This is a genomic window from Salinispora goodfellowii (genome assembly GCF_059570675.1).
In genome coordinates, this window is sequence record NZ_JCANTD010000033.1 from 1 (window position 1) to 21,799 (window position 21,799).

General features: G+C 68.6%; 23 protein-coding genes, 1 tRNA gene and 1 pseudogene. 16 read left to right on the forward strand and 9 right to left on the reverse strand.

Features of this window, described 5'->3' with window-relative positions:
- Positions 1–872: transposase (locus T398_RS22340; protein WP_496449760.1), on the reverse strand; the 872-nt coding region annotated here is incomplete at its 3' end.
- 29 nt (positions 873–901) lie between these two features.
- On the opposite strand from T398_RS22340, the gene T398_RS22345 reads away from it, so the two are divergent.
- Entirely contained in the window at positions 902–1,267 is a 366-nt protein-coding gene (locus T398_RS22345) for a GTP cyclohydrolase II (protein WP_496449761.1), read from the forward strand.
- Positions 1,268–1,447: 180 nt separating this feature from the next.
- Entirely contained in the window at positions 1,448–2,839 is a 1,392-nt protein-coding gene (locus T398_RS22350) for a nucleotide sugar dehydrogenase (protein ID WP_491639557.1), read from the forward strand.
- Between the two features lie 131 nt (positions 2,840–2,970).
- Here T398_RS22350 and T398_RS22355 read toward each other — a convergent pair whose 3' ends face one another.
- Genes T398_RS22355 through T398_RS22365 form a run of 3 tightly spaced genes read right to left on the reverse strand, consistent with a single transcriptional unit; the run spans position 2,971 to position 5,526 of the window.
- Positions 2,971–3,522 (reverse strand): NUDIX domain-containing protein, encoded by a 552-nt coding sequence (locus T398_RS22355; protein ID WP_491639558.1) that lies wholly within the window; start codon positions 3,520–3,522, stop codon positions 2,971–2,973.
- Complete coding sequence (locus T398_RS22360; RefSeq protein ID WP_491639559.1) at positions 3,509–4,219, reverse strand: 2'-5' RNA ligase family protein; 711 nt, start codon at positions 4,217–4,219, stop codon at positions 3,509–3,511. Before T398_RS22360 ends, T398_RS22355 begins: the two co-directional genes overlap by 14 nt.
- Complete coding sequence (locus T398_RS22365) at positions 4,216–5,526, reverse strand: NsdA family TPR-like regulatory protein (RefSeq protein WP_491639568.1); 1,311 nt, start codon at positions 5,524–5,526, stop codon at positions 4,216–4,218. The genes T398_RS22360 and T398_RS22365 overlap by 4 nt, the downstream gene beginning before the upstream one ends.
- A gap of 254 nt (positions 5,527–5,780) precedes the next feature.
- On the opposite strand from T398_RS22365, the gene T398_RS22370 reads away from it, so the two are divergent.
- The 5 genes from T398_RS22370 to T398_RS22390 all read left to right on the forward strand — a co-directional run bounded on the left by T398_RS22370 (position 5,781) and on the right by T398_RS22390 (position 10,588).
- Entirely contained in the window at positions 5,781–6,263 is a 483-nt protein-coding gene (locus tag T398_RS22370) for an NUDIX domain-containing protein (protein ID WP_496449724.1), read from the forward strand.
- Positions 6,264–6,382: 119 nt separating this feature from the next.
- Entirely contained in the window at positions 6,383–8,389 is a 2,007-nt protein-coding gene (locus tag T398_RS22375) for an ATP-binding cassette domain-containing protein (protein ID WP_491639562.1), read from the forward strand.
- An 11-nt stretch (positions 8,390–8,400) separates the two neighbouring features.
- A complete protein-coding gene (locus T398_RS22380; RefSeq protein WP_491639563.1) occupies positions 8,401–8,967 on the forward strand; it encodes an AAA family ATPase in 567 nt (188 codons plus the stop codon).
- Positions 8,964–9,299: a hypothetical protein gene (locus tag T398_RS22385; protein WP_496449726.1), complete on the forward strand. Its 336-nt coding sequence runs from the start codon at positions 8,964–8,966 to the stop codon at positions 9,297–9,299. The genes T398_RS22380 and T398_RS22385 overlap by 4 nt, the downstream gene beginning before the upstream one ends.
- Positions 9,296–10,588, forward strand: a complete 1,293-nt coding sequence (locus T398_RS22390; RefSeq protein WP_491639565.1) for an MFS transporter — start codon at positions 9,296–9,298, stop codon at positions 10,586–10,588. The genes T398_RS22385 and T398_RS22390 overlap by 4 nt, the downstream gene beginning before the upstream one ends.
- A gap of 94 nt (positions 10,589–10,682) precedes the next feature.
- Here the strand turns inward: T398_RS22390 and T398_RS22395 are convergent, their stop codons facing one another.
- Complete coding sequence (locus tag T398_RS22395; RefSeq protein WP_491640422.1) at positions 10,683–11,393, reverse strand: sulfotransferase domain-containing protein; 711 nt, start codon at positions 11,391–11,393, stop codon at positions 10,683–10,685.
- A gap of 302 nt (positions 11,394–11,695) precedes the next feature.
- Here T398_RS22395 and T398_RS22400 point away from each other — a divergent pair, with 302 nt between their 5' ends.
- Both T398_RS22400 and T398_RS22405 read left to right on the forward strand, forming a co-directional pair.
- A complete protein-coding gene (locus T398_RS22400) occupies positions 11,696–13,075 on the forward strand; it encodes an NsdA family TPR-like regulatory protein (RefSeq protein WP_491640421.1) in 1,380 nt (459 codons plus the stop codon).
- Positions 13,072–13,986, forward strand: a complete 915-nt coding sequence (locus T398_RS22405; protein WP_491640419.1) for a PfkB family carbohydrate kinase — start codon at positions 13,072–13,074, stop codon at positions 13,984–13,986. Before T398_RS22400 ends, T398_RS22405 begins: the two co-directional genes overlap by 4 nt.
- A gap of 88 nt (positions 13,987–14,074) precedes the next feature.
- Here T398_RS22405 and cutA read toward each other — a convergent pair.
- Positions 14,075–14,409: pseudogene (gene cutA, locus T398_RS22410) on the reverse strand (divalent-cation tolerance protein CutA).
- 90 nt (positions 14,410–14,499) lie between these two features.
- Here cutA and T398_RS22415 point away from each other — a divergent pair.
- Positions 14,500–14,970 carry an NUDIX domain-containing protein gene (locus T398_RS22415; RefSeq protein WP_491640417.1) on the forward strand — a complete coding sequence of 157 codons (471 nt, stop codon included), beginning with the start codon at positions 14,500–14,502 and terminating at the stop codon, positions 14,968–14,970.
- A gap of 61 nt (positions 14,971–15,031) precedes the next feature.
- Here the strand turns inward: T398_RS22415 and T398_RS22420 are convergent, their stop codons facing one another.
- Complete coding sequence (locus tag T398_RS22420; RefSeq protein ID WP_491640415.1) at positions 15,032–15,514, reverse strand: NUDIX domain-containing protein; 483 nt, start codon at positions 15,512–15,514, stop codon at positions 15,032–15,034.
- A gap of 360 nt (positions 15,515–15,874) precedes the next feature.
- Positions 15,875–17,053 carry an IS701 family transposase gene (locus tag T398_RS22425; protein ID WP_491640117.1) on the reverse strand — a complete coding sequence of 393 codons (1,179 nt, stop codon included), beginning with the start codon at positions 17,051–17,053 and terminating at the stop codon, positions 15,875–15,877.
- Between the two features lie 232 nt (positions 17,054–17,285).
- Here T398_RS22425 and T398_RS22430 point away from each other — a divergent pair, with 232 nt between their 5' ends.
- On the forward strand, positions 17,286–17,789 hold the full coding sequence (locus tag T398_RS22430) for an NUDIX domain-containing protein (RefSeq protein ID WP_491640118.1): 504 nt from the start codon (positions 17,286–17,288) through the stop codon (positions 17,787–17,789).
- Between the two features lie 80 nt (positions 17,790–17,869).
- Here the strand turns inward: T398_RS22430 and T398_RS22435 are convergent, their stop codons facing one another.
- The gene (locus tag T398_RS22435) at positions 17,870–18,760 is read right to left on the reverse strand and encodes a hypothetical protein (RefSeq protein ID WP_491640119.1); all 891 of its coding nucleotides are present in this window, start codon (positions 18,758–18,760) and stop codon (positions 17,870–17,872) included.
- A gap of 247 nt (positions 18,761–19,007) precedes the next feature.
- On the opposite strand from T398_RS22435, the gene T398_RS22440 reads away from it, so the two are divergent.
- The 5 genes from T398_RS22440 to T398_RS22460 all read left to right on the forward strand — a co-directional run bounded on the left by T398_RS22440 (position 19,008) and on the right by T398_RS22460 (position 21,706).
- Complete coding sequence (locus tag T398_RS22440; RefSeq protein WP_091434018.1) at positions 19,008–19,535, forward strand: DUF6244 family protein; 528 nt, start codon at positions 19,008–19,010, stop codon at positions 19,533–19,535.
- Positions 19,536–19,744: 209 nt separating this feature from the next.
- Positions 19,745–20,131 carry a CdiA C-terminal domain-containing protein gene (locus tag T398_RS22445; RefSeq protein ID WP_496449763.1) on the forward strand — a complete coding sequence of 129 codons (387 nt, stop codon included), beginning with the start codon at positions 19,745–19,747 and terminating at the stop codon, positions 20,129–20,131.
- Between the two features lie 13 nt (positions 20,132–20,144).
- Positions 20,145–20,594, forward strand: coding sequence for a SitI3 family protein (locus T398_RS22450; RefSeq protein WP_491640120.1), 450 nt, complete (start codon positions 20,145–20,147; stop codon positions 20,592–20,594).
- Between the two features lie 161 nt (positions 20,595–20,755).
- Positions 20,756–21,211 (forward strand): SitI3 family protein, encoded by a 456-nt coding sequence (locus tag T398_RS22455; protein ID WP_491640121.1) that lies wholly within the window; start codon positions 20,756–20,758, stop codon positions 21,209–21,211.
- A 419-nt stretch (positions 21,212–21,630) separates the two neighbouring features.
- Positions 21,631–21,706, forward strand: a tRNA-Arg gene (locus T398_RS22460).
- The last annotated feature ends 93 nt before the right edge of the window (positions 21,707–21,799 follow it).

Sequence of the window (21,799 nt, forward strand, 5' to 3'; positions counted from 1 at the left end):
CGGGTGTCGGTGTCGTACGGCGAGGTGATCCGATGTTTGGCGGGCGGGAGACCATCCGTGTCCGCCTCCCGCCGCCGGATCACCTCCCGCCCCCTGCTGTCGGTGGTGATCAGGTAGTTCTGCACGAGCATCACTCGCAGGGTCTGGACCGCGGATATCTCGGCCAGCCAGAGCGGCGCCTCGGGCGCGAACACGGCACGGAGCACAGCGACGGCGTCACCACCGTAGACCTGGGCCAGCCGGTCCTTTTTGGTCTGCGATGCCGGTAGCCGCCAGGAATCGATGCGCGGCCCGTATCGGTGCGCCCACTCGGCGACGTCGATCACCGTGGCGAGCCAGTCCGGCGCGGCCACCGACAATGCTTCCAGACAGGCGCGGACCGACTCGCCGGCCAGCTCCAGACGGTTGAGGTCACGCACCGCGCTGATCACGTGCGTGGAATCAGTACGCTGCTTGCCGCCCGGACCGGTCAGGCCCTTGCCAGCCAGCGCGGTCAGCATCGTGGTGAAGACCCGTTCCTGCAGGCTGTGCTCGACCAGCCGGGTACGGAACTTCGACAGCACACTCGGATCGAAGCCAGGATCGGTCAGCTCCAGACCGAGCGCGTACTTCCAGTCAATGGCCCGGGCGACCATCTGCGCGGCCTGCCGGTCGGTCAGGTTCTCCGCGAACTGCAGGGCGGTCACCAGCGCCAACGCGCCTGGTGACTCCGCCGGAGCACCGCGGACCCCGAACGCGGCGGCGAACTGCTCGTCGGTGAACACCTCGGCCAGATGGTCACGAGCGGACATCGCCACGCTGCCGTTCGGGAACGCTGCCCGGGCTACCAGGGCCGTCTGCTCCGGAATCTGAACCCGCGATCGCGGCCACATCGACACTCGTCCACCCCATCCCGCAGCCGCTGACGGAAGCAAGCACAGCCGCGAACAGAGATCATCAACCCACGACCAGCCAGACAGAACGATCCCGACGGCGTGTCACGAATTCGGCAGCAGAGTCCACCGTTGCCGCAAACGCCGCCGTTGGCGCACCCACCGATGCCCGCGACTACCGACCCGCCGCGAGCGTCCTGGCCTGGCTCGGCGTCACTTCAGCCCGACTCGCCACCAATAATCCTCACAAGATCGACGCCCTCCGTACCGCCGGGATCACCGTCGACCGTGTCCCCCTCTCCGGTTTCGTCACCTCCAATAACCGGGACTATCTCGGGCAGAAGGACACTCTGCTCGGACATCTGAACAGCAGCGGAGCCGCCGCCGTTTCTTGACCCGAATGTCCGGTCCGACCGACCCGCCGCCCGCCTCAGGTCGGTATCATTCCGGCGGGCAGCAGGCGGGCCACGGCCTTCAAGCCGGCCGACCGCCGCAACAGAAAATCGCTGGTCAGCGGCACTTTTGGATCCGGATCACCACGCGTCGGTATCGTTCATGGCGAGAGGAAACGCTCAATGAAGGTCTGTGTTGTCGGCACCGGATACGTCGGTCTCACCACCAGCGTCAGCCTGGCCTTCCTGGGCCACGACACCACCTGCATCGACCTCGACAAGCAAAAGATCGACACCCTTCGCGGCGGCCACTGCCCGATCTACGAGCCCCATCTGGAAGCGCTCCTCGAGCAGGCGTCCTCCCACCTGAACTTCACCACCGAATACGCCGTCGGCGTACCCGACGCCGACGTCGTGTTCATCGCCGTGCAGACCCCGCAACTCGACAACGGCAACCCCGACCTGCAGTACCTGCGATCCGCAGCCGAGAGTGTCGCCCAGCATCTGCGTGGCGACTTCACCGTCGTGGTCAACAAGAGCACCGTCCCGATCGGCTCTGGCAACTGGGTCGACGCGATCCTGCGCGAAGCGTACGAACGCCACCACGGCCACCGCCCCGACGGCCGATTCGCCGTCGCCTCGAACCCCGAGTTCCTCCGCGAGGGCACCGCGCTCGCCGACACCCTCTACCCGGACCGCATCGTCATCGGCTCCGACAACCAGAAGAGCCTGGACCTCCTCAACCAGCTCTACCGCCCCATCCTCAACCAGTCCTTCACCCCGCCCACTGTGCTGCCCCGCCCGGCCGGCATGAGCGCCGTGCCGCTGGTCTCCACCGACCTGGCCTCGGCCGAGCTGATCAAGTACGCGGCCAACGCTTTCCTCGCTCTCAAGATCAGCTATATCAACGAGATCGCCGCGATCGCCGGCAAGGTCGGCGCCGACGTCCGCGAGGTCGCCCGCGGCACCGGCCTCGACGCCCGCATCGGCCCCCGTTTCCTGAACCCTGGCATCGGCTGGGGCGGTTCCTGTTTCGGCAAGGACACCGCAGCGCTCATCGCCACCGCCAGCGAGTACCACCTCGCCATGCCGATCGTCACCGCCGCCCGCGATGTCAACCACCGCCAGCGCACCAAGGTCGTCGACCGGCTCCTCGACGAACTCCACATCATCAAGGGTCGCAAGATCGGCATCCTCGGCCTCGCGTTCAAGCCGGACACCGACGACCTGCGCGACTCACCGGCCATCGACATCGCGAATCTGCTCCTCGAACGCGGTGCCCGGATCACCCTGCACGACCCCGTCGCCGCCGATCGCTTCCGCCGCGAACAGCCCACCCTGGCCGAGCACCTCGCCGATCGGGTCGAAGAGGTGTTCGACGACGCCGACGCCATCGTGGTCGCCACCGAATGGTCGCACTACCGCGACCTCGACTGGGCCAAGTTCGCCCCCACCATGCGCTCACCGCTCGTGCTCGACGGGCGACACTGCCTTGACGCCGACAGGCTCACCGAAATCGGCTACCGATACCTGACCATGACCGCACCCGCCATCCCCCCGCGCTCCCAGACCTGATTGTCCTGGCCTATTGGCAAAGTTGACGGAGTACGACTCTGCCGGCGGTCTGCCTGTCGCCGTCGGGCAACCGTCGGCCGCAGCACGAGCGGCGACGAGTAAAGGTGACGGCTGCTGGGCCGTCATCCGCTTCATGTCAATGCGGTCATCGCCCGCGCGATGCGAGGGCCGACAAGCCGCTCAGCCACGGAGAGGGGATACCACCTCGCACCTCGAACCTCTGATTCTTGGATACGCCCCACGTCGGCCTGCGTCGTCAGGAACGAGTAGCCGAAGTCGAGATGGAAGTGTTCCGGTTCGTCCTTCGCCGGCCGGGCCGGAACTCGGCCGTGCTCGACGTAGACCGGCATCTGCGACGCGGGGACGAGTCCGCTGGGATCAACACCGGTTTCCTCTACCAGCTCCCGCACCGCAGCGCTGATCAACGTGGAGTCGGTCGGCTCCAGGTGTCCTCCCGGCTGGAGGAGGATCCCGTAGGCGAGGTGATCGACGAGCAGCACGTCGGTGCCGCCGCGGACCAGGAGAGCGCCGACAGTGACATGCATCGAGAAGTTTCGTCGGGAGGCGAAACCCGCTCCCTCAGCCAGCAGCTTCACCGGCTCGGACAGCGACACGGCGTCGTCCGGATAGCACTCGAGGTAGGCCAAGAGCGCCTGTGCGATGTCCGAATCACTGATCGCCACGAGCTGCCTGCGCTTCAGCGTGTCGGGGGCCTCGTCCGTTCAGGGGTGCTGTTGCCTGCGTCGACCATCGGTAGGTGCGGTGTTCCCGGTGGAGGGCGATCAGTGACACCTCGCTGATCGTCGCTGTCACTGGCGGCAGATGCCGCAGCTCGGCCAGCCTGGCGCGGATGGGGGCGGTGGGTGCGGGCGCACCGCTGTAGGCGATCGTGACGTGGGGCCGGAACCCGTCAGCTGGTTCGGGGACGGTTGGCCACACGGCGGCGATCGCGGCCCGGATCGCGGTGCGGACCCGTTCGACGGGGCTCCAGGGTCGGACGAGCAGGCCGATGCCTTCGGCGTCGGGGTCGACCGGGCCGAGGGACAGGTCCAGCGGCGGCAGGCCGGCGCACCGTTGCCGGGCTTCGGTGACGATCGCTTCGATGTCGCCGTCGGGCACCTCGTCGGTGAAGCCGAGGCCCTGCACGGTCAGGTGCAGGCCGTCAATCGGCACCAGGTCCAGTCCGGGGAACTGGAACTGGTGTTGAAGGTCGGTGACGAGGCGGTGGAGGTCGGGCTGTTCCTGGAAGGTGAGGTGCCAGGTGTAGAAGTGGCGGCCGGCGCGCCAGCCGGGACGCCAGTACCAGTGCTCGGTGAGTGCGGCCAGGTCCCGGTAGGCGGTCCACCGCTGCCGCAAGCTGGCCAATTCCCGGCTGCTCATGTCCGCGATCGTAGGCCCGGTGGCGGCCGGCTGACGGGATGCGTCAATTCGGTGAACAGGTCCGCGACCTCCTGTAGTCGCGAGTGACGGCCGAAGGGGTGGGCGGCGGCGAGGAATCGGCGAGTGCGTTGGTAGACCGACTCGAAGCGGTACTCGGCGGTGAGGCTGAGCGCTTCCAGCGCCAGCCCGGCGGCGTGGTCGAGGTCGCCCGCCCGCGCGTGGACCGTCGCCAGATCAAGGCGGCTGAGCGCCTGCGGACCGCGCAGCTGCGCCGCGTCGAACGCCGCGACAGCGGCGGTGAGCTGGTCGACGACACCGGTGGCGTCGCCGAGAACCAGGTAGGCCGTCGCCGCGTTGGCGGCGGCCCGGGTCGGGCAGTACGGGCCGAGGGTGAGGCTGGTGCTGACCTGCCCGTCCGCCGGGTGTTCGGGCAGCAGGGTGAACGCACGGTCCACGGCCTGGTGGACACCACGGCGGTCGCCGAGGTGGGCGAGCGCCCGGGCCTGCCCATTGATCGTGAGGCGGATGAGGTGCGGGCCGGCGCCAGCGTGGCGTAGGCCGTCTTCGGCATAGGCGAGCGCGTCGCGGTGCTTGCCGGTGTAGTAGGCGACCAGGCTTTGGGTGGCGCGGGCCCAGGCCTGCGTATCGGGTTGCCCGGCGGCGTGGGCGAGGTCGAAGGCTTCGGCTGCGTAGGCGTGCGCGACCGGGAAAGCTCGCAGGTCCAGGGCGAGGGCGGCGAGGAGCCCGGACAGGTGGGCGGTGGCGGTGTAGAGCCGGGCACGTTGCGGTGGGTGCTGCCGGGCCGCCATCAGCTGGTCGACGCTGACTCGCAGCGGACGCAGCCGGGCCACGAGCGTGGCCGGCGGAAGCCGTTCATTGTCACCGATCGCCTGCCGCACTTCGTGCTCCAGGTGCGCCACCCGTGCGTCGTCATTGGCCGTCACGGTCAGCGCGGACCGGCGGGCGGTGATGCGCTCCTCGTGCTCCCACCACACGGCTCCCGCCTCGGTAGCGGAGCCGGGGCCAGCGGGTCGGGGCGCCGGGCCGTGGCGGTGTTGGTGGTCCAGGTCGGCGATGCGGTCGTACTCGGCGGTCAGCACGCCACCGGTGCGCAACACGGCGTCGCAGCGGGACCAGAAGGACCGCTCGGGATGTTGGCGGCCGGTCTCGGTGTTCGCCACCGAACTGCGCCCGTACTGCACGAGCCGTGCCAACCCGTGCTGGGTGTGGCCGGCATCCTTACGCAGGTGAGCAAGGTGACGACCAAGCGCGCGGCGAGCGGCGGCGATCTCGTCGTGGTCGACCATCGCTGCCACCCCCGGTGCCGCAGTCACGATGAGCCGACACCGTAGCTGCTCCCGGTGACACTTCTGCACCCTGGGGACCCTCTTCAACAGTTGCCTACGGTGATGAATGCCCAGGTCACGGCGCTGGCTCCTATGGCGCGGGGCCATGACGCGGAGGGGGTAAATGTGGTGTCGGAGTTGTGTCGGCATCTGCCGACAATGTCGGCGCACGGCGCTGCGGGCGTGTCGGCCGGCCGGCGTCCTACGGTCCCTGCATGCCCTCCGAACGCCGCGACGTCACCGCTGGCCTGCCCCGTAAGCGGATGGCGGCCGGGCTGCTGCTCACCGACGCGGACGAGCGGGTATTGCTGGTTGAGCCGGTGTACAAGGCGGGCTGGGAGATCCCTGGCGGGTGCGTCGAGGCTGACGAGTCGCCCTACCAGGCCGCGATCCGGGAGTGCCGGGAGGAACTCGGCCTGGACCTGGCACCCGGTCGGCTGCTGGTGGTGGACTGGGTGCCGGCCCGCGCCGGGCGCACCGAGGGCGTCATGGTCGTCTACGACTGCGGCACCCTCGACCCCCGCGTACACGAACGGATCGTGGTGCCGCCCGGCGAGTTGAAGGGCTGGGCCTTCTCCGACCCGCCAGAGGCCGCCCAGCGGCTGCCGCCGTTGCTGATCCGCCGGATCAACGAGGCGCTGAACGCCCGTGCGGACGGGTGCAGCTACTACCTCGAAGACGGCGTCCGGATCACCTGACCGGAGGCCCACCGCCCGGAAGGACGAAGCGTCGGCTGCGCGATGGGGCACCTCCGCTGGCGCCGTTTGCATCGAGACACCACCACCGCCCACCGCGCTCACCTTCGGGAGGTACCGCCATGCCGAACGCCGACTACCCCGACCGAACGCCCGCCCGTACCGCACCACCGCAGCGGGATTCGGTGTTGCCGGAGCTGCGGGAGGTGTGGTGGGAGACCGGTGTGCGGGCGCGGGCGCAGGCCGGTCTGTTCGCCGTCTTCTCCGAGCTGCCCCGCCTGGTCTGGGCCGCGCTGGCGGTGAGTTGGCGTGCCGACCGGGCCCGGACGTCGGTGGTGGCGGCGACGACGGTGGTCGCGGGGGTGATGTCGGCGTTCGGGCTCCTCGCGGCGCAGCGGGTGCTGGTGGAGCTGTTCGCTGGCGGACCGACCGCCGACAAGGTGACCGCCGCGCTGCCCGCCCTGGTCGCGCTCGCGGCGGCCACCGCGCTGCGCGCCGGCATGGCCACCGCCATGGGGTACGCCCAGAACGGCCTCACCCCGAAGGTCGACCGAGAGGTCGAACGCGGCCTGTTCGAGGTGACCACCGCCGTACGGCTGGAGGCCTTCGACGCCGACGCGTTCGCCGACGACATGGAACGCGCCTCCCGCGGCGCGAACTCCACCACCGCCTTGGTCCAGTCCTCGATGAACCTCCTCGCTGGGCTGGCCGGCGTGATCGCCGTCGCGGTCGCCGTGGTGGTGGTCCACCCGCTGCTGCTGCTCGCCCTGCTGGTGGCGACCGTGCCGAACGGGTGGGCGGCACTGCGGGCCGGGCACCTGCGCTACCAGACGTACGCCGCCGGGTCGGTACGCCGCCGCCGGTTGTGGCTGTTGCACCGGCTGATGGCCGAACGCGACTCCGCCCCCGAACTGCGCTCCTACGGCCTGCGTGACTTCCTGCTCGACCAGTACGACCGGGTCATGAGTGTGGAGACCCGGATCCAGCTCGCCCTGGCCCGCCGGGTCACCACGACCACCACCGTCGGCGCGATGATCGGCGGGGTCGCCACCGCCGTGGTCTACGTCCTGCTCGGCCTCCTGCTCGTCGACGGTCAGATCCCGCTCGCCGCCGCCGCGACCTGCGTGATCGCCGTGCAGTCCGCGCAACGCTCGCTGGCCGTGGTGACGTTCCAGGTCGACCGGGTCTACACCGAGGGGCAGCACTTCCGCGACTACACCGGCTTCATGACCCGGGCCGCCGACTACCTGCCACCGCCCACCGACCGGGCCGCCGGGGCGCCGGTCACGGAGCGGCTGCGGGAGATCACCGTCGACGCAGTGAGCCTGCGCTACCCCGACCGCGACACCCCGGCCGTCGACCGCGTCACCCTGACCATCTCCGCCGGGCAGACCGTGGCGTTCGTAGGGGAGAACGGCTCCGGCAAGTCCACCCTCGCCACCATGATCGCCACCCTCCGCACCCCCACCAGCGGCACCATCCGCTACAACGGGCAGTCCGGCGACGACTGGGGCACCGGCGCGCTGCGGGCCCGGATCGGGGTCGTGACGCAGGAGTACCACAAGTGGCCGTTCACCGCCGCCACCAACATCGCCATCGGCGACATCAGCACTACGACGGAGCAGGACCGGATCGAGGCCGCCGCCGCCCGCGCGGTCGCCCACGACATGATCTCCGAGCTGCCCCACGGGTACGAGACCCTGCTGGACCGCACCTTCGCTGGCGGCCAGGACCTCTCCGGCGGCCAGTGGCAACGCATCACCGCGGCCCGCGGCTTCCTGCGCGACGCCGATGTGCTCATCATGGACGAGCCGTCCTCCGCCCTCGATCCCCGCGCCGAGGACGCCCTCTTCCAGGCCATCCGCGACCGGCAGGGACGCGGCATCACCATCTTGATCACCCACCGGCTCGCCAATGTCCGCCACGCCGACCGCATCTACGTCCTGCACCACGGCCGTCTTATCGAGACCGGCACCCACGACCAGCTCATGACCTCCGACGGGCGGTACGCCGAACTGTTCAACCTCCAAGCAGCCGGCTATGGAAGCGGGGTCGACTGCCTGGACGAGGTCGCCGATGCCCATGCGGAGGGTCAGGTTCCGCACCAGCACCAGCCTGTCTCGTCATGAGGAGCGTCGCGATGGACGACCTGACTCACACCGGCAGCCCCGAGACGATCCTCGTCTGCATCCGCGGCAACTCCGGTTCCGGGAAGAGCACCATCGCCCGCGTGTTGCGGCGCCGGCACGGCCGCGGCTGCGCCCTCGTCGAGCAAGACCATCTACGCCGGATCCTGCTCAGAGAACGCGACAAGCCAGGTGGCCTGGCACCCGCGCTCATCGCGCAGAACGTCCGTTTCTGCCTCGACCACGGCTACCACGTGATCCTGGAAGGGATCATGCACGCCGCCCGGTACCGCACCATGCTCACGGACCTGCGCGAAGCCCATCGCGGGCGGACGTTGTTCGTCTATCTCGACGTGTCGCTACCCGAGACACTGCGGCGACACGAAACGCGCCCGGAGGCGACGGAGTTCACCCCCGACATCATGCGCAACTGGTACGCCCCGCGCGACCTTCTCGGCTGGCCGGGCGAACTCGTCCTGCCTGAGAGCACCTCGATGGAAGAAGCGATCGGCCTCATCGCCACTGCCGCCGGCCTACCGTTGACTGGTCGCGACAACGACCTACTACCAGCCGTCCCGTGACCACGCCTCACGTGACAACCCCGGACCGGGCGGGCGTCCCGAGGGGCGCGGCGGGCATCCTGTGCGCGGCGCTCGTCGCCGGTGCCGCGCCCGCCGGGGTGGGCATCGAGCGGGTCGTACACCGCTCGGACAAGGCCCTCGTTGCCATCGGGCGCCAGGACGGCCAGCCAGTAGCAGCGAAACGTCCCATGAATAATCCTTACTGGGTGGGCCGGCGCCAGCTCCGCATCCGCACCCGCCTAACGGCCGCCGGCCTGCCCAGGTCTCGACTCGCGCAGTTGCGCCAGACGCTGCGGCAGGCACGTCGTGACCCTCGGGCACTGACGCGGTGACCAGAAGCCGGACAACCGCCAGCGTGCCGGCCCACCATCGGCCACCGGCCGCTGGTGGGGCATCGTCGCCTCTGAGCCGTGACTTCTACCGCCTGTGGGGCGCCTACTCGGTCAGCGAACTGGGATCGTCTGTTGGGGCCGGCGCGCTGCCACTGGTCGCGATCCTGCTGCTGGACTCATCGAGTTTGCAGGTCTCCCTGCTCGCGGTGATCTCCGGCATCGCCTCAGCGGTCATCGTCCTGCCCCTGGGTCCCTGGATCGAGTTCCGCCGTAAGCGACCCGTCATGTGCGGCGCCGACCTGCTGCGCTGCGCGGCCCTCGCCAGCATCCCCGTCACCGCCGCGCTGCACGAGCTGACCTATGCGCAGCTGTGCGTCGTGGCAATCGTCCAGACCACCGGCGGTATCGCGTTCGGCGCTGCCAGCAGCGCACACCTGAAGAACCTGGTCACCACCGAGCAACGCGTCACCGCCATCGGCCGGCTCGACACCTCCCAGTGGACGGCGAACAGCATCGGGTCACCCATCGGCGGGATCCTCGTCTCCTGGCTCGGCACCACCGCGTCCGTCACCGTCGACGCCGTCAGCTTCCTGCTGTCCGCACTCGGAATCCGCCGCCTGCGCAGCCCCGAGCCACCACCGCCCCCACGCCACCCCGCGACCCGCCGAGGCAGGGAAATCATCGAGGGCTGGCGGTACATCCTCCACCACGCCAGCCTACGGGCGTTGCTGATCAACGCGCTCATCTTCGGCGGCGCCATCATGGCCGCCATGCCCGTCGTCACGGTGCTCATGCTCCGCGACCTGCACCTCGCGCCATGGCAGTACGGCCTAGCCCTCGGGCTGCCCTGCGTCGGCGGAATCCTCGGCTCCCTGACCGCTGGCCCCCTCACCAACCGTTACGGCCTCCACGCGGTACTGCTCACCACCGGAGTGGGCCGCACCCTCTGGATGGGTCTCATCCCGCTCGCACAACCCGGCACACCCGGCCTGATCGTCATCGTGATCGCGGAGACGCTCCTGCTCTTCTTCGCCGGCGCCTTCAACCCCACCTTCGCCACCTACCGCATGACCCACACCAGCGAACACTGCCTGTCCCGCGTCCTGACCGCCTGGTCCATCAGCAGCAAACTGACCCAGCCGATCTTCATCGCGGCGACTGGCATCCTCGCAGCCGCCACCGACCCCCGCACCGCCATCACCGCCACGGCCGCCCTCACCGCCGCCAGCGCCGCATTCCTGCCCTGGAAAGCAACCTTGCGCAACCTGCCGGTGCAGCGTGGGTGCTAGCTCAGCAACCTCAAGCACCATGATGATCGACGGCTGCACCGTCATGGCAGAAGGTGGGGGCGGGTCTTGCAATTCTCTGGTCCTGCCGGTCCCGTTAGTCGTTGCCCGGTGCCGGTGGGGCGGCGTAGCCGAGCAGTTGCATGGCGGCACGGTTGTCGGCGCGGGACCAGAACAGCTCGTGGAGATCCTTAGGCAACTCGTCACGGTGACTGCCGGTACGGCCGCGGCGAAAGAACTGGTCGTCGGCTTGGCGAAGTTCGGCGAGGGACGGGATCGAAGCGTCCGCGAGCGGTGTGAGTTCGGGGGTTATGGCGGCGATGACGGCTTGCACGGTCGCTGCTGGTGCGCGGGTCAGGTCCTCGTAGCGCAGCACGTATCGGTGCGGCACCGGTGGCTGGAGCCAGCTGAGGACATTGCTGCCCCAGCTGCCGGTACCGACCACGCTCTGGCGAAGGATCTTTGCGCGGAGTTCAACCTCGTAGCGGCTCGAATCATCTTCACTGTCCTGGCGCGCCCAGGAGACCAGAGCGTCGCGACCGTCACGGATCAGACAGATGGCGCGGTCATCGTCGTGGACGTCCGCGTCACGCTGCCGGTGGGTCTTGATGAAGTACGCATCGGGCGCCGCCCGCAGCTCGTCGAGTGGTGCAAAACGCTCGGTGAAGCCGATGAGATCTGGCCCTAGGCGGGCGGCCACGCCATCGACGTCATAGATCGTTGAAGTACGGAGGCCGTACATGCGATGCAGGACGATCCGCAGGAAGGTGTTACCGGAGCGGGGGAACGACGCGACCCACACAATCATCCACGAAATGTAACGATCTGATGCCCAGGCGTGTAGACGCGAGGGCCTGCCGGGCTGTCACCCATCGACGCCGACGGGGCACCTTTCCTCGATGTCGCACCCGCAGCCGTATCGCTCTGCACGCCGCCCGGCCGTGGCAGGCAACCGCCCGCGACGGAAGCCGCTACCAGCAACGGCGGGTGAACGACCTACGCAGGCACGACCGCACGGTAGGGTAACGACTCACATCGAAGAATGCCTCTGGCCGGCACCGAGTTATCTCGCTTAGCCAGCCGAGGTGCGATGGCCCCGGGGAGGCGGCGGTGGCAGATCCGCACGACGTAAGCGAAGCGTGGCGCGCGCTTGGCCAGCAGTTGGCCGCGTACCGCAAGGCGGCTGGCCACACCCAGCACTCACTGGCGCCCAGGATCCTCACCGGCCGCAGCACAATCGCGAACACCGAAGTCGGGCGCCAGCACCCAGACCGGGCCTTCTGGAACCGCTGTGACGAGGTCCTCGACACCGACGGTGCCCTCACCGCCGGGTACGACCGGGTCGTGGCCATTGAGCAGAAGTACCGGCGGGCCAGGGGAACAGCAGCATTCACCACCGCTCTGACCGCGGCCGGTACCACCCTGGTGACCGACACGAACGGCCAGCCCGCAGGGGAGGCGGATATCGTGATGACTGTGGCAGACGGGCGAGGACGGCACGTTCAGGTCAGCCGCCGGGCTCTCCTGCAGGCGGTCCCCGGCAGTGTGGTGGCGTCCCTGGCGAGTGCGGAACCGCTGCCCGCAGCGACACGGGCGGCGCAGGTTGATCCGGCTGTCGTGGAGCACTTCGCGGCACTGCGGTCGGTGCTCGTGGAATCTGACAACCGGGTCGGCGCCGCGGCGATCCTTCCCACGGCCCGACAGCAGCTCGGGCACATCGCCGACTACCGCCGAGCCGCACGAGGCAGCCTGCGCGACGCGCTGTTGAGTACCGAGGCCCGGTGGGCGGAATTCGCCGGCTGGCTCAGCGATGATATGGGCGACCGGGACGCCGGCGAATGGTGGCTCGCCCAAGCGTTGACTATGGCCCAAGAAGCCGGCGACATGGAGTTCACCGCCTACGTTTTCGCTCGCATGGCGCAGCGGGCCAGCGACGCCGCCGATCAGGACCGCGTACTCGGGCTCGCCCGTGCCGCCGAGCGCGCTGGTAGCACGCGGGAGCAGGTGCGCGCGTTCGCGGCGGTGCAACGCGCGCACGGGCACACGGTCGAAGGTGACGCCGGCTCGTTCCGGTCCGCCATCGACGAGGCCCACCACCTCGCTGCCGCCACCGGATCAGACAGCGGTGGGCTCGGTGCGTTCTGCACCACGGCGTACATCAGCGCGCAGGAGGGCGAGGGCTGGCTTCGGCTGGGTCGCCCCGGCGTCGCCGTCCGGTGTTTCGGCGCGGCTCTCGACGCGTGGCCGGAAACGTACCGACGTGAACGGGGCCGCTATCTGGCGCGCACCGCCGTCGCCCACGCCGCCGCCGGTGAACCCGAGCTGGCCGCTGCCGCCGCCCTCGCCGCGCTCAACCTGGCCAACCTCACCCGCTCGGCACGCATCCAACGCGAGGTCGCAATCGCAGGCCGCCGGCTCGCGGCGTTTCCCACCGAGCCTGCGGTGCAGCAGTTGCATGCCGCCCTGGCCGCTTCCACAGCGACCTCGTGACCGACAGCAGCGGCGCCGGTGGCAGGGTCGATGCCGCCTTCGTCGGCCGGGCCAACATCGACCTGACCATCCATGTACCCCACCGTGCCCGACCCGGCCGCACCGCCATCGGCTCGCCTCTGACTGCCAACGCCGGAGGCAAAAGCCTCAACCAGGCCATCGCCGCCGCCCGCCACGGCGGGCGCGCCGCCCTGATCGCCAACGTCGGCGCGGACACCTGGGGCCACCAGATCACCGCAACACTGACCGACGCCAGGGTCGACACCCGCCGCGTCCGGCTCGTCCCCGACGCCACCACCGGAGCGGCCATCATCGAGGTCACCCCAGACGGCGAAAGCTACATCACCCTCGCACTCTCACCCGCCACCGAACTCACCACCGACGACATACACCGAGCCACCGCCGGCCTCACCGCGGAGACCGTGATCGTGCAGCTCGACCTACCACCCGAGCCCGTAACCACACTGCTGAGCCACCGCCGCGCGCCGATCGTCATTGGCAATCTCGTCCCTAACCCTGACCTCGACCCCCGGCTGCTCGCGGAACTCGACGTCCTCGTGGTCAACCAACACGAAGCCGCCGCCATCCTGCGCACCACCGCCGGCAACCCGCTCGACTCCGCCGCCGCACTGCAACGCCTCGGCCCCCGTACCGTCGTCGTCACCGCAGGCCCCAACGGCGCCGCCTTCACCCACCCCCATGGATCGGGCACCGTGCCGGCACCTGCCGTCCCGGTCGTCGACACCACCGGAGCCGGCGACGCCTTCCTCGGCTCTCTTGCCTTGGACCTCGCCCGCCATACCCCGCTACCCGACGCCATCACCGCCGCCGTCCACGCCGGCTCCCACACCGTCGGGCACAGCGGCGCTCACATCCGACACACCAACTCCCCTGGCGGAGGCCCTCGCTGAAGGGCAGCTGCTCAGTCGCTGCCATTCACCTGAAACCGAGCGTCGAGACAAGGTCTACCGACGCGCGTCACTTTGTAGGGCAGCCGCCTCATCCACCCTCATCGGCGGTTTCGGTGACACCGCGCACCCACTGCAGGTATGGCCGTGAACCAGCGACCGCTGGCAGCGCGACGATCTCCGGGTTGGACCACTCGTGATGCTTCCTCAGGTAGCTCTCCAACTGGGGATACGCTCCGGCGCTGGACCTGAGCACCACCTGCCACTCCTGGCCGGTGCCAAAGACCCCTCATGCCAGAAGGCTGACTCGGCCGGCCCCACGACCTGGCCACCAGCCGCCAACCGCTCCCGCACCGCGCCCTGCACCAACCGCCGCGCGACCTCCAGACTGCCCGCAGCGGTATACACATACAGGACCTCATTCATGAAGCTGACCCTACTCAGGGTGCAGCTGAGCTAGGCGGAGCTCACTGCGGTATCGATGCGCGGGTAGCCGCATTCGACGGGAGATGACGGATGGCACGCCGTGACTACTTCAACGACCCCAATGCGCCAGCTGCCAACAGTGTGGTGCCGTCGGTTGTGGCGGCGGTGCGTAACCAGCGCGGTGAGCTGTTGATGATCCACCGCACCGACAACAACCTGTGGGCGCTGCCCGGCGGTGGCCACGACATCGGCGAGGCGATCTCCGGCACGGTGGTGCGGGAGGTGCGCGAGGAGACCGGCATCGAAGTGGAGGTCGTCGGCCTGGTCGGGATCTACAGCGACCCCCACCACGTGATGGCCTACGACGACGGTGAAGTACGCCAGCAGTTCTCGATCTGCTTCACGGCCCGACCCGTCGGCGGGAAACTGGCGACCTCCGGTGAGTCGCGTCAGGTCCGCTGGGTGAACCCCACCCAGCTCAACCACTTGGACATCCACCCCTCGATGCGGCTGCGTATCGACCACGCCCTCGAGGAGCGGGCGACGCCGTACATCGGTTGAGCAAGGAGGGACGGTGGAGTCCAGTAGGATTCCGCTCGGCGGAAGGCTGCCAGTCAACCCCTCAGGCCAAAGCAGCCGTGGTTGCTATCAGATGCCCACCCATCAGAATCCCGTTCCGACGCAGGCCTTGTTCGATGTCCTGGGCCGGGTAGCTGGCGACGCCGGCGTCGTTGAGAATTCGCATCACCGTCGGGTGCGGCTGCACCTCATCCACCGAGGCCTGCAACACCCCGCCCACATGATGCCCACCGGCGGTTACCCGCGTCGCGGTCCCGGCACGGAACGCGAACATCACGAAGTGGTACGACCCGTCCTCGGCGCGAATCTCGTACACCCCCGTCGGCGTCAGCTCGCTGACCTCGAAACCCGCCTCCTCCACCGTCTCCCGGCGGGCCGCATCGTGCGCCGACTCCCCGAACTCCACCTTGCCGCCCGGCAACAGCAGCCACCCCGCGTACGGGCCACGCTGCTGCCGTACGAACACCACCTCACCCGACGCGGTGGGGACAACCGCCAGCGCGGCAATGGTCGGCTTCGCAGTCACAATCACCTCTCCCCGGGGAGTCCACCAGATTCCGGACCTCGCAACATTGGTCAGAAGCGGGCGAGGGGGCCCTGGCACCCTAACGCGCAGGTTGTCTATCCGAACTCCACGACACCCCAGCGGTCCGCGCAGGATGGCGATCACTACTGAACACCCGCCGCCGGCCAGGCGCTGCTGGGGGCGTGACCGACAATCACTGAGCAAGGTGGGGTTGGCGGGAGGGCGACCGGTCCTAGTACTCCAGCCGTACCTGGTGAAGTTGGCGTCTTCGCTGGTAGTGGGCTGTTCTGGCGCGGTACTGGTGTCGGCGTCGCCATCGTGACCATCGATGGATGTGGTCGAAGGGTCGGATCGTGGTGATCAGGTGTGCCAGCAGACGGCGGACCTCGCCGAGGGTGAGGGGAATGAGGCCGTCGTCGGATTCGGCGCCCCCTTTTTGGCCTGCGCGGCGGTGACGGCGAGGTAGGCGTGGGCGCACAGAACGAGCGTTATGTGCCGGTACCAGGCGTCGTACCGACGCACCTGGTAGTGATCCAGGCCGACCTCGTTCTTGGCGGTCTGGAAGCACTCCTCGACCGCCCACCGGGTCCCCGCGATGCGGATCAGATCCTCGTCGAGGGTGCCTACGAGGCCGAAGCACAGGTAGTAGGCCAGGTCGGTGGGGTCGGTGATGCTGCGGCGGATCAACAGCCAATGCCCGTATCCGTCGGCGGCGCCGGGCAGAGTGGCCACGGCCCAGTCGTATAGCCGTGGCCCTTTGGCGCCGTCGCCGCAACTGCGACGCTTCCATGCCAGAGCCGGCGCGGCGGCGGCGAGGACGTCCGGACGGGAGTTGCCCGCCGTGGTCGGGACCCGCTGGTTGCGGGGCACGGCCAGGACGTAGCCGATGCGCTGCTGCTGCAGCCAGGCCCGGAACTTCGAGTCCTGTCCGTATGCCTCGTCAGCGGTCACCCACCTCGCCGACAGGCCGGCGGTGATGGCGCGTTCGAGCATCCGCAGGCCCAGCGCGGGCTTCGTGGCGAACCCGACGTTCGTCTCGATGCCGGCTTCGGCCCGGCGGGCGGGGTCGTCGCACCAGCCACGGGGCAGATACAACTCCCGGTCGATCAGCGTGCGCCCGACCGGGCTGGCATAGGCAAGGAACACCCCGAGCTGGCAGTTCTCGGTCCGCCCGGCCGTGCCCGAGTACTGACGCTGCACCCCCGCCGACTTAACGCCCTTTTTCAGGAAGCCGGTCTCGTCGACGATCAGCACCCCGTCGTCGTGGCCGAGGTGCTCGGACACGTAGGCGAACAGGTCATCGCGCACCGCGTTCGGATCCCACGCGGACCGGTTGAGCAGCCGCTGCATCCGGTCAGGCGTCACATCGCCGGCGGCCTCAGCCAAGGTCCAGCCGTTCTTGCTGGCCAGGGGTGACAACAACCCGACCAGGTAGGTCAGCGCCTGCCGACGCGGCTCCGCGCGCCCGAATCGGTGCGCGAACCGCGCCAGCAGATCATCCAGACCCGCCCGCCAGCCCACAATCTCATCGATCAACACAAGCCCGGTAGCCTGCCCGCCCGACGATCGGCCACAACAGACAGACGGTGCGATCACCTGATCCGCTGCACGAATAGCATCGACACGCCCAGCTGGACGGCCGACGCCGCTCACCCGTTGATCACGCCGATGAGCTGCCGAAACTCCACATCAAGCAAGTGCGGCTGGAGTACTAGGCAGCACCAGCAGCTGCACCGAAACGTCAGACGCTGAGAGCCGAACGGGAGCACGAATGTCCGCAGCAAGTTCGACCGACACGAATCTCACACCGGTCATCGGCCCCGGCGTTCAGGTCGTCGCCGCCCTGCTCCGCCGCGGGGACCAGATTGTACTTGTTCAGGAACGGCGCGACGGACAGGAGGCATGGTCCCTTCCTGGTGGCGGCGTCGAACGCGGCGAGCTGCTGACCGAGGCACTCATCCGCGAGGTGAATGAGGAAACCGGCCTGCGGCTGGCCACGGTTGGCCCGCTGGCCTTCCTCGTCAACACGACAAGCAAGCAGTACCCGTCCACAGTCGCACTTACCTTTGACTGTAGCGATTGGAGCGGCGACATCGCTGTTCAGGACCCGGACCACAAGATCATCGGCGCTGTAATGCTGCCTCTGAACGAGGCCAAGCAGCTCCTAGCATCCTCCACGGCCGCTCGTCCTGAGATCGAGCCTGTACTCGCCTACCTAAACGGTGCCAGCACAAGCCAGCTGTGGACCTACCGCGACAACCAGCCCGCCGGTTGATCGCATGGCAGCTCTTCAAGGTCGCGAGCAGCGCACTCGGCGCGGAATCAGGACGTCCGCGGTTCCGATGTGCATCGAGCTCATCGAGACTCTCGCGATATGTCCATCGGAGCTGCGCCCACGTCAGGGTGAAGACGCGAGGATGGCTCGGCTGGCAACTTCGGTAGCTGTTCCTTACCTTCGAGAAGCGCCCCGAGCCGAGGACACCGGACCGGTAGAGCGTCCAGATCCCGATCTTCTCCGACCGCTGCGATGAGGCGGAGCGCGTCGGTGGCCAGACCGAGTGCGCCGAGTTCCACGACCGTGCCGGCCTCTCCTTCCAGCACCGGGTCCATCCGTCGGGTCCACTCCGGCAGCAGGACCCACGACGCGTACAGGTGATCGTCTAGCCAGGCGACGGGCTGAGCCGCGAGGAACTCCCTCCGGTCGGTGGGGACCTCGACGAACACTGGCGTCGAGTAGACCGGGTCAGCCTGGGCGGCGGCCAGCAGAAGCGGGTCCTGCACCAGGGTGGCGTCCACGAGCTGCGCGAACGACGGCGTCCACACGACCATGTGGCCATTGGTAGTGCCATCGGGGTGGACAACCGGTGGTCGTTTCCACACGCCGACCTCGGACACCTCGGTGAACGTGTCGGTCACCCGGTACAGCGTGGCGCACGCGGCGACCGGCTCGGCCTCGAAGCCAAGGTGCCGCAGCGCCCCACTGACCTGATGACTCGTCGGGACACAGGTACCAACCGGCATGCCGCTCTGCGCTTGGTGTAGAACGGCCAGGACGGCGAGCAGCGGCACCATCTCCACCGGCGCGTCGACGAGCCGTCCAAACATGGGGCTGTATTCGTAGACCGGCATCAGCGCCGTCTCGTCCGGGCGGTGAGGGCGCCGGCTGCCGGGCACGCGGGTGGGCGGGATCATCCGGCGGATCGGCTCCCGCCGCTGCCGACGGCCACTGCGCTTGCGATTACCCACCGAGCCTCCCGACGCGAACACCCGCACCGCCGTCCCCTCGATGCTGACATGTCGACCGCCGGACACGACAGCCACAGACCCCGCCCCAAGAGTTGGAATCTGGACCGGAAGCTGCTCATGCGGCTGCTTGCATCGCGGTGGCTGCCGGCGCTGCCGACCGCCTCGCTGGTGTCTGGTGGCCTCGCGAGTAGCCCGGTAGGTTCAGGCATCCAGCACTTTCATTAACGTCGATTGGGGCGCCGGCCACGTGTCACAGATCGAGAAGATCACCGGTGAGCTCCGTGCGTTAATGGCCGGGGTCGAACGCGCCCAGGGGTTAGCAGCCGCGGCCGACAGCCAAGCGCAGGAGGTGGCGCTGCGGGCGGCAGGCGCGGGCTTCCTCGCCGTGGCGGCAGGTGTGGCGCGGGTCCGCAACGCGATCACGAGCATCCAGGGCGGCCTGGGAAGTCTCGCCGGTTCGATCGGTGAAGCGACGAAGGCCACCGCGGCGGTGCCGAACGAGGCCACCCCGCAGGAGACGATCGCCGGGCTGGCGCCCGTGCAGAGCGCCGTGGACGCCGCTCGTGACGCGGCGACCGGGGCCATCACCGGAGTCGGTGAGGCGCAGCAACTCGTCGCCATGGTCCTGCAGGGCGGGCAGCCCGGGCCACTGCTGCAGGCCCTGGAGGCCATCAAGCAGGTCCTGGTGCTGGTCGTTGCGCGCACCGGCGGGGCCCGGCAGGCCATCGAAGCGGCGATCGCGCAGGCCCGACAGTTGGGATCGTCGGGAAACTGACAGGGGCTGGCGGTCACCTACCGGCCAGCCCCACCCCTGCCACCACCGCCGTCTCGCCCCCGACAACCCCCACCCCGGGTGGCGCCGTCTCCAGGGACACTGACGCAGCAACCCCGTGGACCAGGCGTCCCACCGGCGTGCTCGGGGGGTCGCCTACCGGACGTCGAACCCGGATCTCCGCGAACGAGAAGCCACGGGAGCGGCGTGCCCTGGAGTTGGAGAACGAGTGTGCCGACAGGGTCGCCGGCAAGGGGTACCGGGTTCACCAGAACCCCACGAGGCAGGAGATCGCGGACGCGCGACGCGAAACTGGGGATTCTGGGAGGCCGGAGAAGGCACCCGATTTCCTCATCGAGGGGCATGTCTTCGACTGCTACGCGCCCACTGCTCCTGTGCCGGCCCGCGCCGTCTGGAGCGCGGTGTCCAGGAAGGTCGACGCGGAGCAGACCCAACGCGTGATGTTGAACCTCCACGACTGGCGAGGAGACCTCGCGGCCTTGCACAAGCAGTTCCACGACTGGCCCATGGCAGGGCTGAAGGAACTGGCGGCGGTAACGCGCGACGGTGCGATCATTCAGATCATCCGGCGAGACTGATGGAGGGGTGCAGATGGCTGTCGAGTACCGGCTGACGCTGGCGGGCGACATCCCACTCGAGCAGGTGGCGGAGCTGGCTGCTCCCGCAGCGGTCGAGACTTCCACGGCGTCTGGCGGCAGGATGCTCAGCGCCGACCTGAACGACGAGCACGGGTACGTCGTGGACATCACCGGCGGAAGGCACGGCTACTACAGTGCCGAGGGCGACGGGGGTTCCCTGTGGGAATGGGAGCCGGAGACCTACGTCGACGTCAGCTTCTACATGCGCAAGGACACCCTGGTCGAGAAGGGCAAGCCCCACATGCTGGCGACCGTGGCCAGGATCCTCGCCGGCAGGGCCGAGGACGCGGCCCTAACCCTGAACGGCGACGTGCTGATGCTGACGCGCGTCGCGGGCACCCTTCAGAAGCACAACACCGACGGGTGGTACGACGAAGATGACGACAGAATTTTCCACCTCTGACGCGCCAATAAATCGATTCGGCGAGGGCGTGTTCTGGCTCGCCACCGTGAGAGGCGTCGTCTGCAGCAGCATCGCGCGTAACCGCGAAGGAACTCAGAACGGTAACGCTGAGTGAGCGCGACCATGCAGATCTTTTGTCGAGGCTGAGGAGAGGCGTCAGGGTGGCTGTCGAGTTCAGGTTGACCCTGGTGGGTGACCTCCCTCCGGAACACGTGGTTGACCTCGTGGCGGCGGAACCCGCCGAGAGGCCGAGACCGAGCGCCACCAACCGGCGGCTGTTCAGTGCTCGCCACTACGAGACGCGCGGGTACGCGCTGAGCGTCTACTCGGGGAACCAAGGCCACTTTGATGCCGAGGGCGACGACGGTGCCCGCTGGGAGTGGGAGCCGGAGACATACGTCGACATCGACTTCTCCATGCGGGCAGACGACCTGGTCGACAAGGGGATCCCGAACATGATGCAGGCCGTGGCCCGGGTGTTGGCCGCCCGGCAGGAGGACGCGGCGCTGGTCCAGAACGGCAACTGGCTCCTGCTGACCCGCGTCGGGGGCACACTCCGCAGACACCGGCCCACCTGGTGGAGCCACTACGGCATAGACGACCTCATCACCCCATGAGCCAGCCGAGCGCGGGTGACCCGCTGTCGAACGACGCGACTTCGACCCGCCGTCCGTGCACGACGTCGATGTCGCCTCTCTCGACCCGACGGACCTGACCCGCGACAACGACGACCAGCACCGCGCGGCTGATCGCGACCTGGCCGGAATCCCCCGTGGGAGGCGGCGCCCAGCCGGGGGAGCGGACAGCCGCACATGATCTTCGATGATGTGCGCGGTGTGTGCTCTCCAGCGGATGCCAACCCGGGTGAATCGGTGCCAACGCGGGTCACCGCGGCCGACCACCGGTCGCAGACCGGGTTCCGTGTGCTCGGTGTGTGGTCCTGGGCTGGGAGAACGGCGGCCCGGGAACGTGGGTGAACGTGGGCCACTCCCTGCCACCCCAGGTGAACCCCCAGGTCGCTAGACTAGGCCCTCGCGCCCCCGTAGCTCAGGGGATAGAGCATCGGTTTCCTAAACCGTGTGTCGCAGGTTCGATTCCTGCCGGGGGCACCAACACAAGGCCCTGACCAGCATGAAGCCAGCCAGGGCCTTGATTTCTAGCTATGCAATTTTGAATCGCCCCCGAAAACCCCTCGGTAACGCCGG

What these genes read in the sequence shown, in the direction of transcription:
- T398_RS22350 (WP_491639557.1), top strand. Translation starts at nt 1,448, where the DNA reads ATGAAGGTCTGTGTTGTCGGCACCGGATACGTCGGTCTCACCACCAGC.
- T398_RS22360 (WP_491639559.1), bottom strand. Translation starts at nt 4,219, where the DNA reads ATGAGCAGCCGGGAATTGGCCAGCTTGCGGCAGCGGTGGACCGCCTAC.
- T398_RS22365 (WP_491639568.1), bottom strand. Translation starts at nt 5,526, where the DNA reads ATGGTCGACCACGACGAGATCGCCGCCGCTCGCCGCGCGCTTGGTCGT.
- T398_RS22370 (WP_496449724.1), top strand. Translation starts at nt 5,781, where the DNA reads ATGCCCTCCGAACGCCGCGACGTCACCGCTGGCCTGCCCCGTAAGCGG.
- T398_RS22375 (WP_491639562.1), top strand. Translation starts at nt 6,383, where the DNA reads ATGCCGAACGCCGACTACCCCGACCGAACGCCCGCCCGTACCGCACCA.
- T398_RS22380 (WP_491639563.1), top strand. Translation starts at nt 8,401, where the DNA reads ATGGACGACCTGACTCACACCGGCAGCCCCGAGACGATCCTCGTCTGC.
- T398_RS22395 (WP_491640422.1), bottom strand. Translation starts at nt 11,393, where the DNA reads ATGATTGTGTGGGTCGCGTCGTTCCCCCGCTCCGGTAACACCTTCCTG.
- T398_RS22415 (WP_491640417.1), top strand. Translation starts at nt 14,500, where the DNA reads ATGGCACGCCGTGACTACTTCAACGACCCCAATGCGCCAGCTGCCAAC.
- T398_RS22430 (WP_491640118.1), top strand. Translation starts at nt 17,286, where the DNA reads ATGTCCGCAGCAAGTTCGACCGACACGAATCTCACACCGGTCATCGGC.
- T398_RS22450 (WP_491640120.1), top strand. Translation starts at nt 20,145, where the DNA reads ATGGCTGTCGAGTACCGGCTGACGCTGGCGGGCGACATCCCACTCGAG.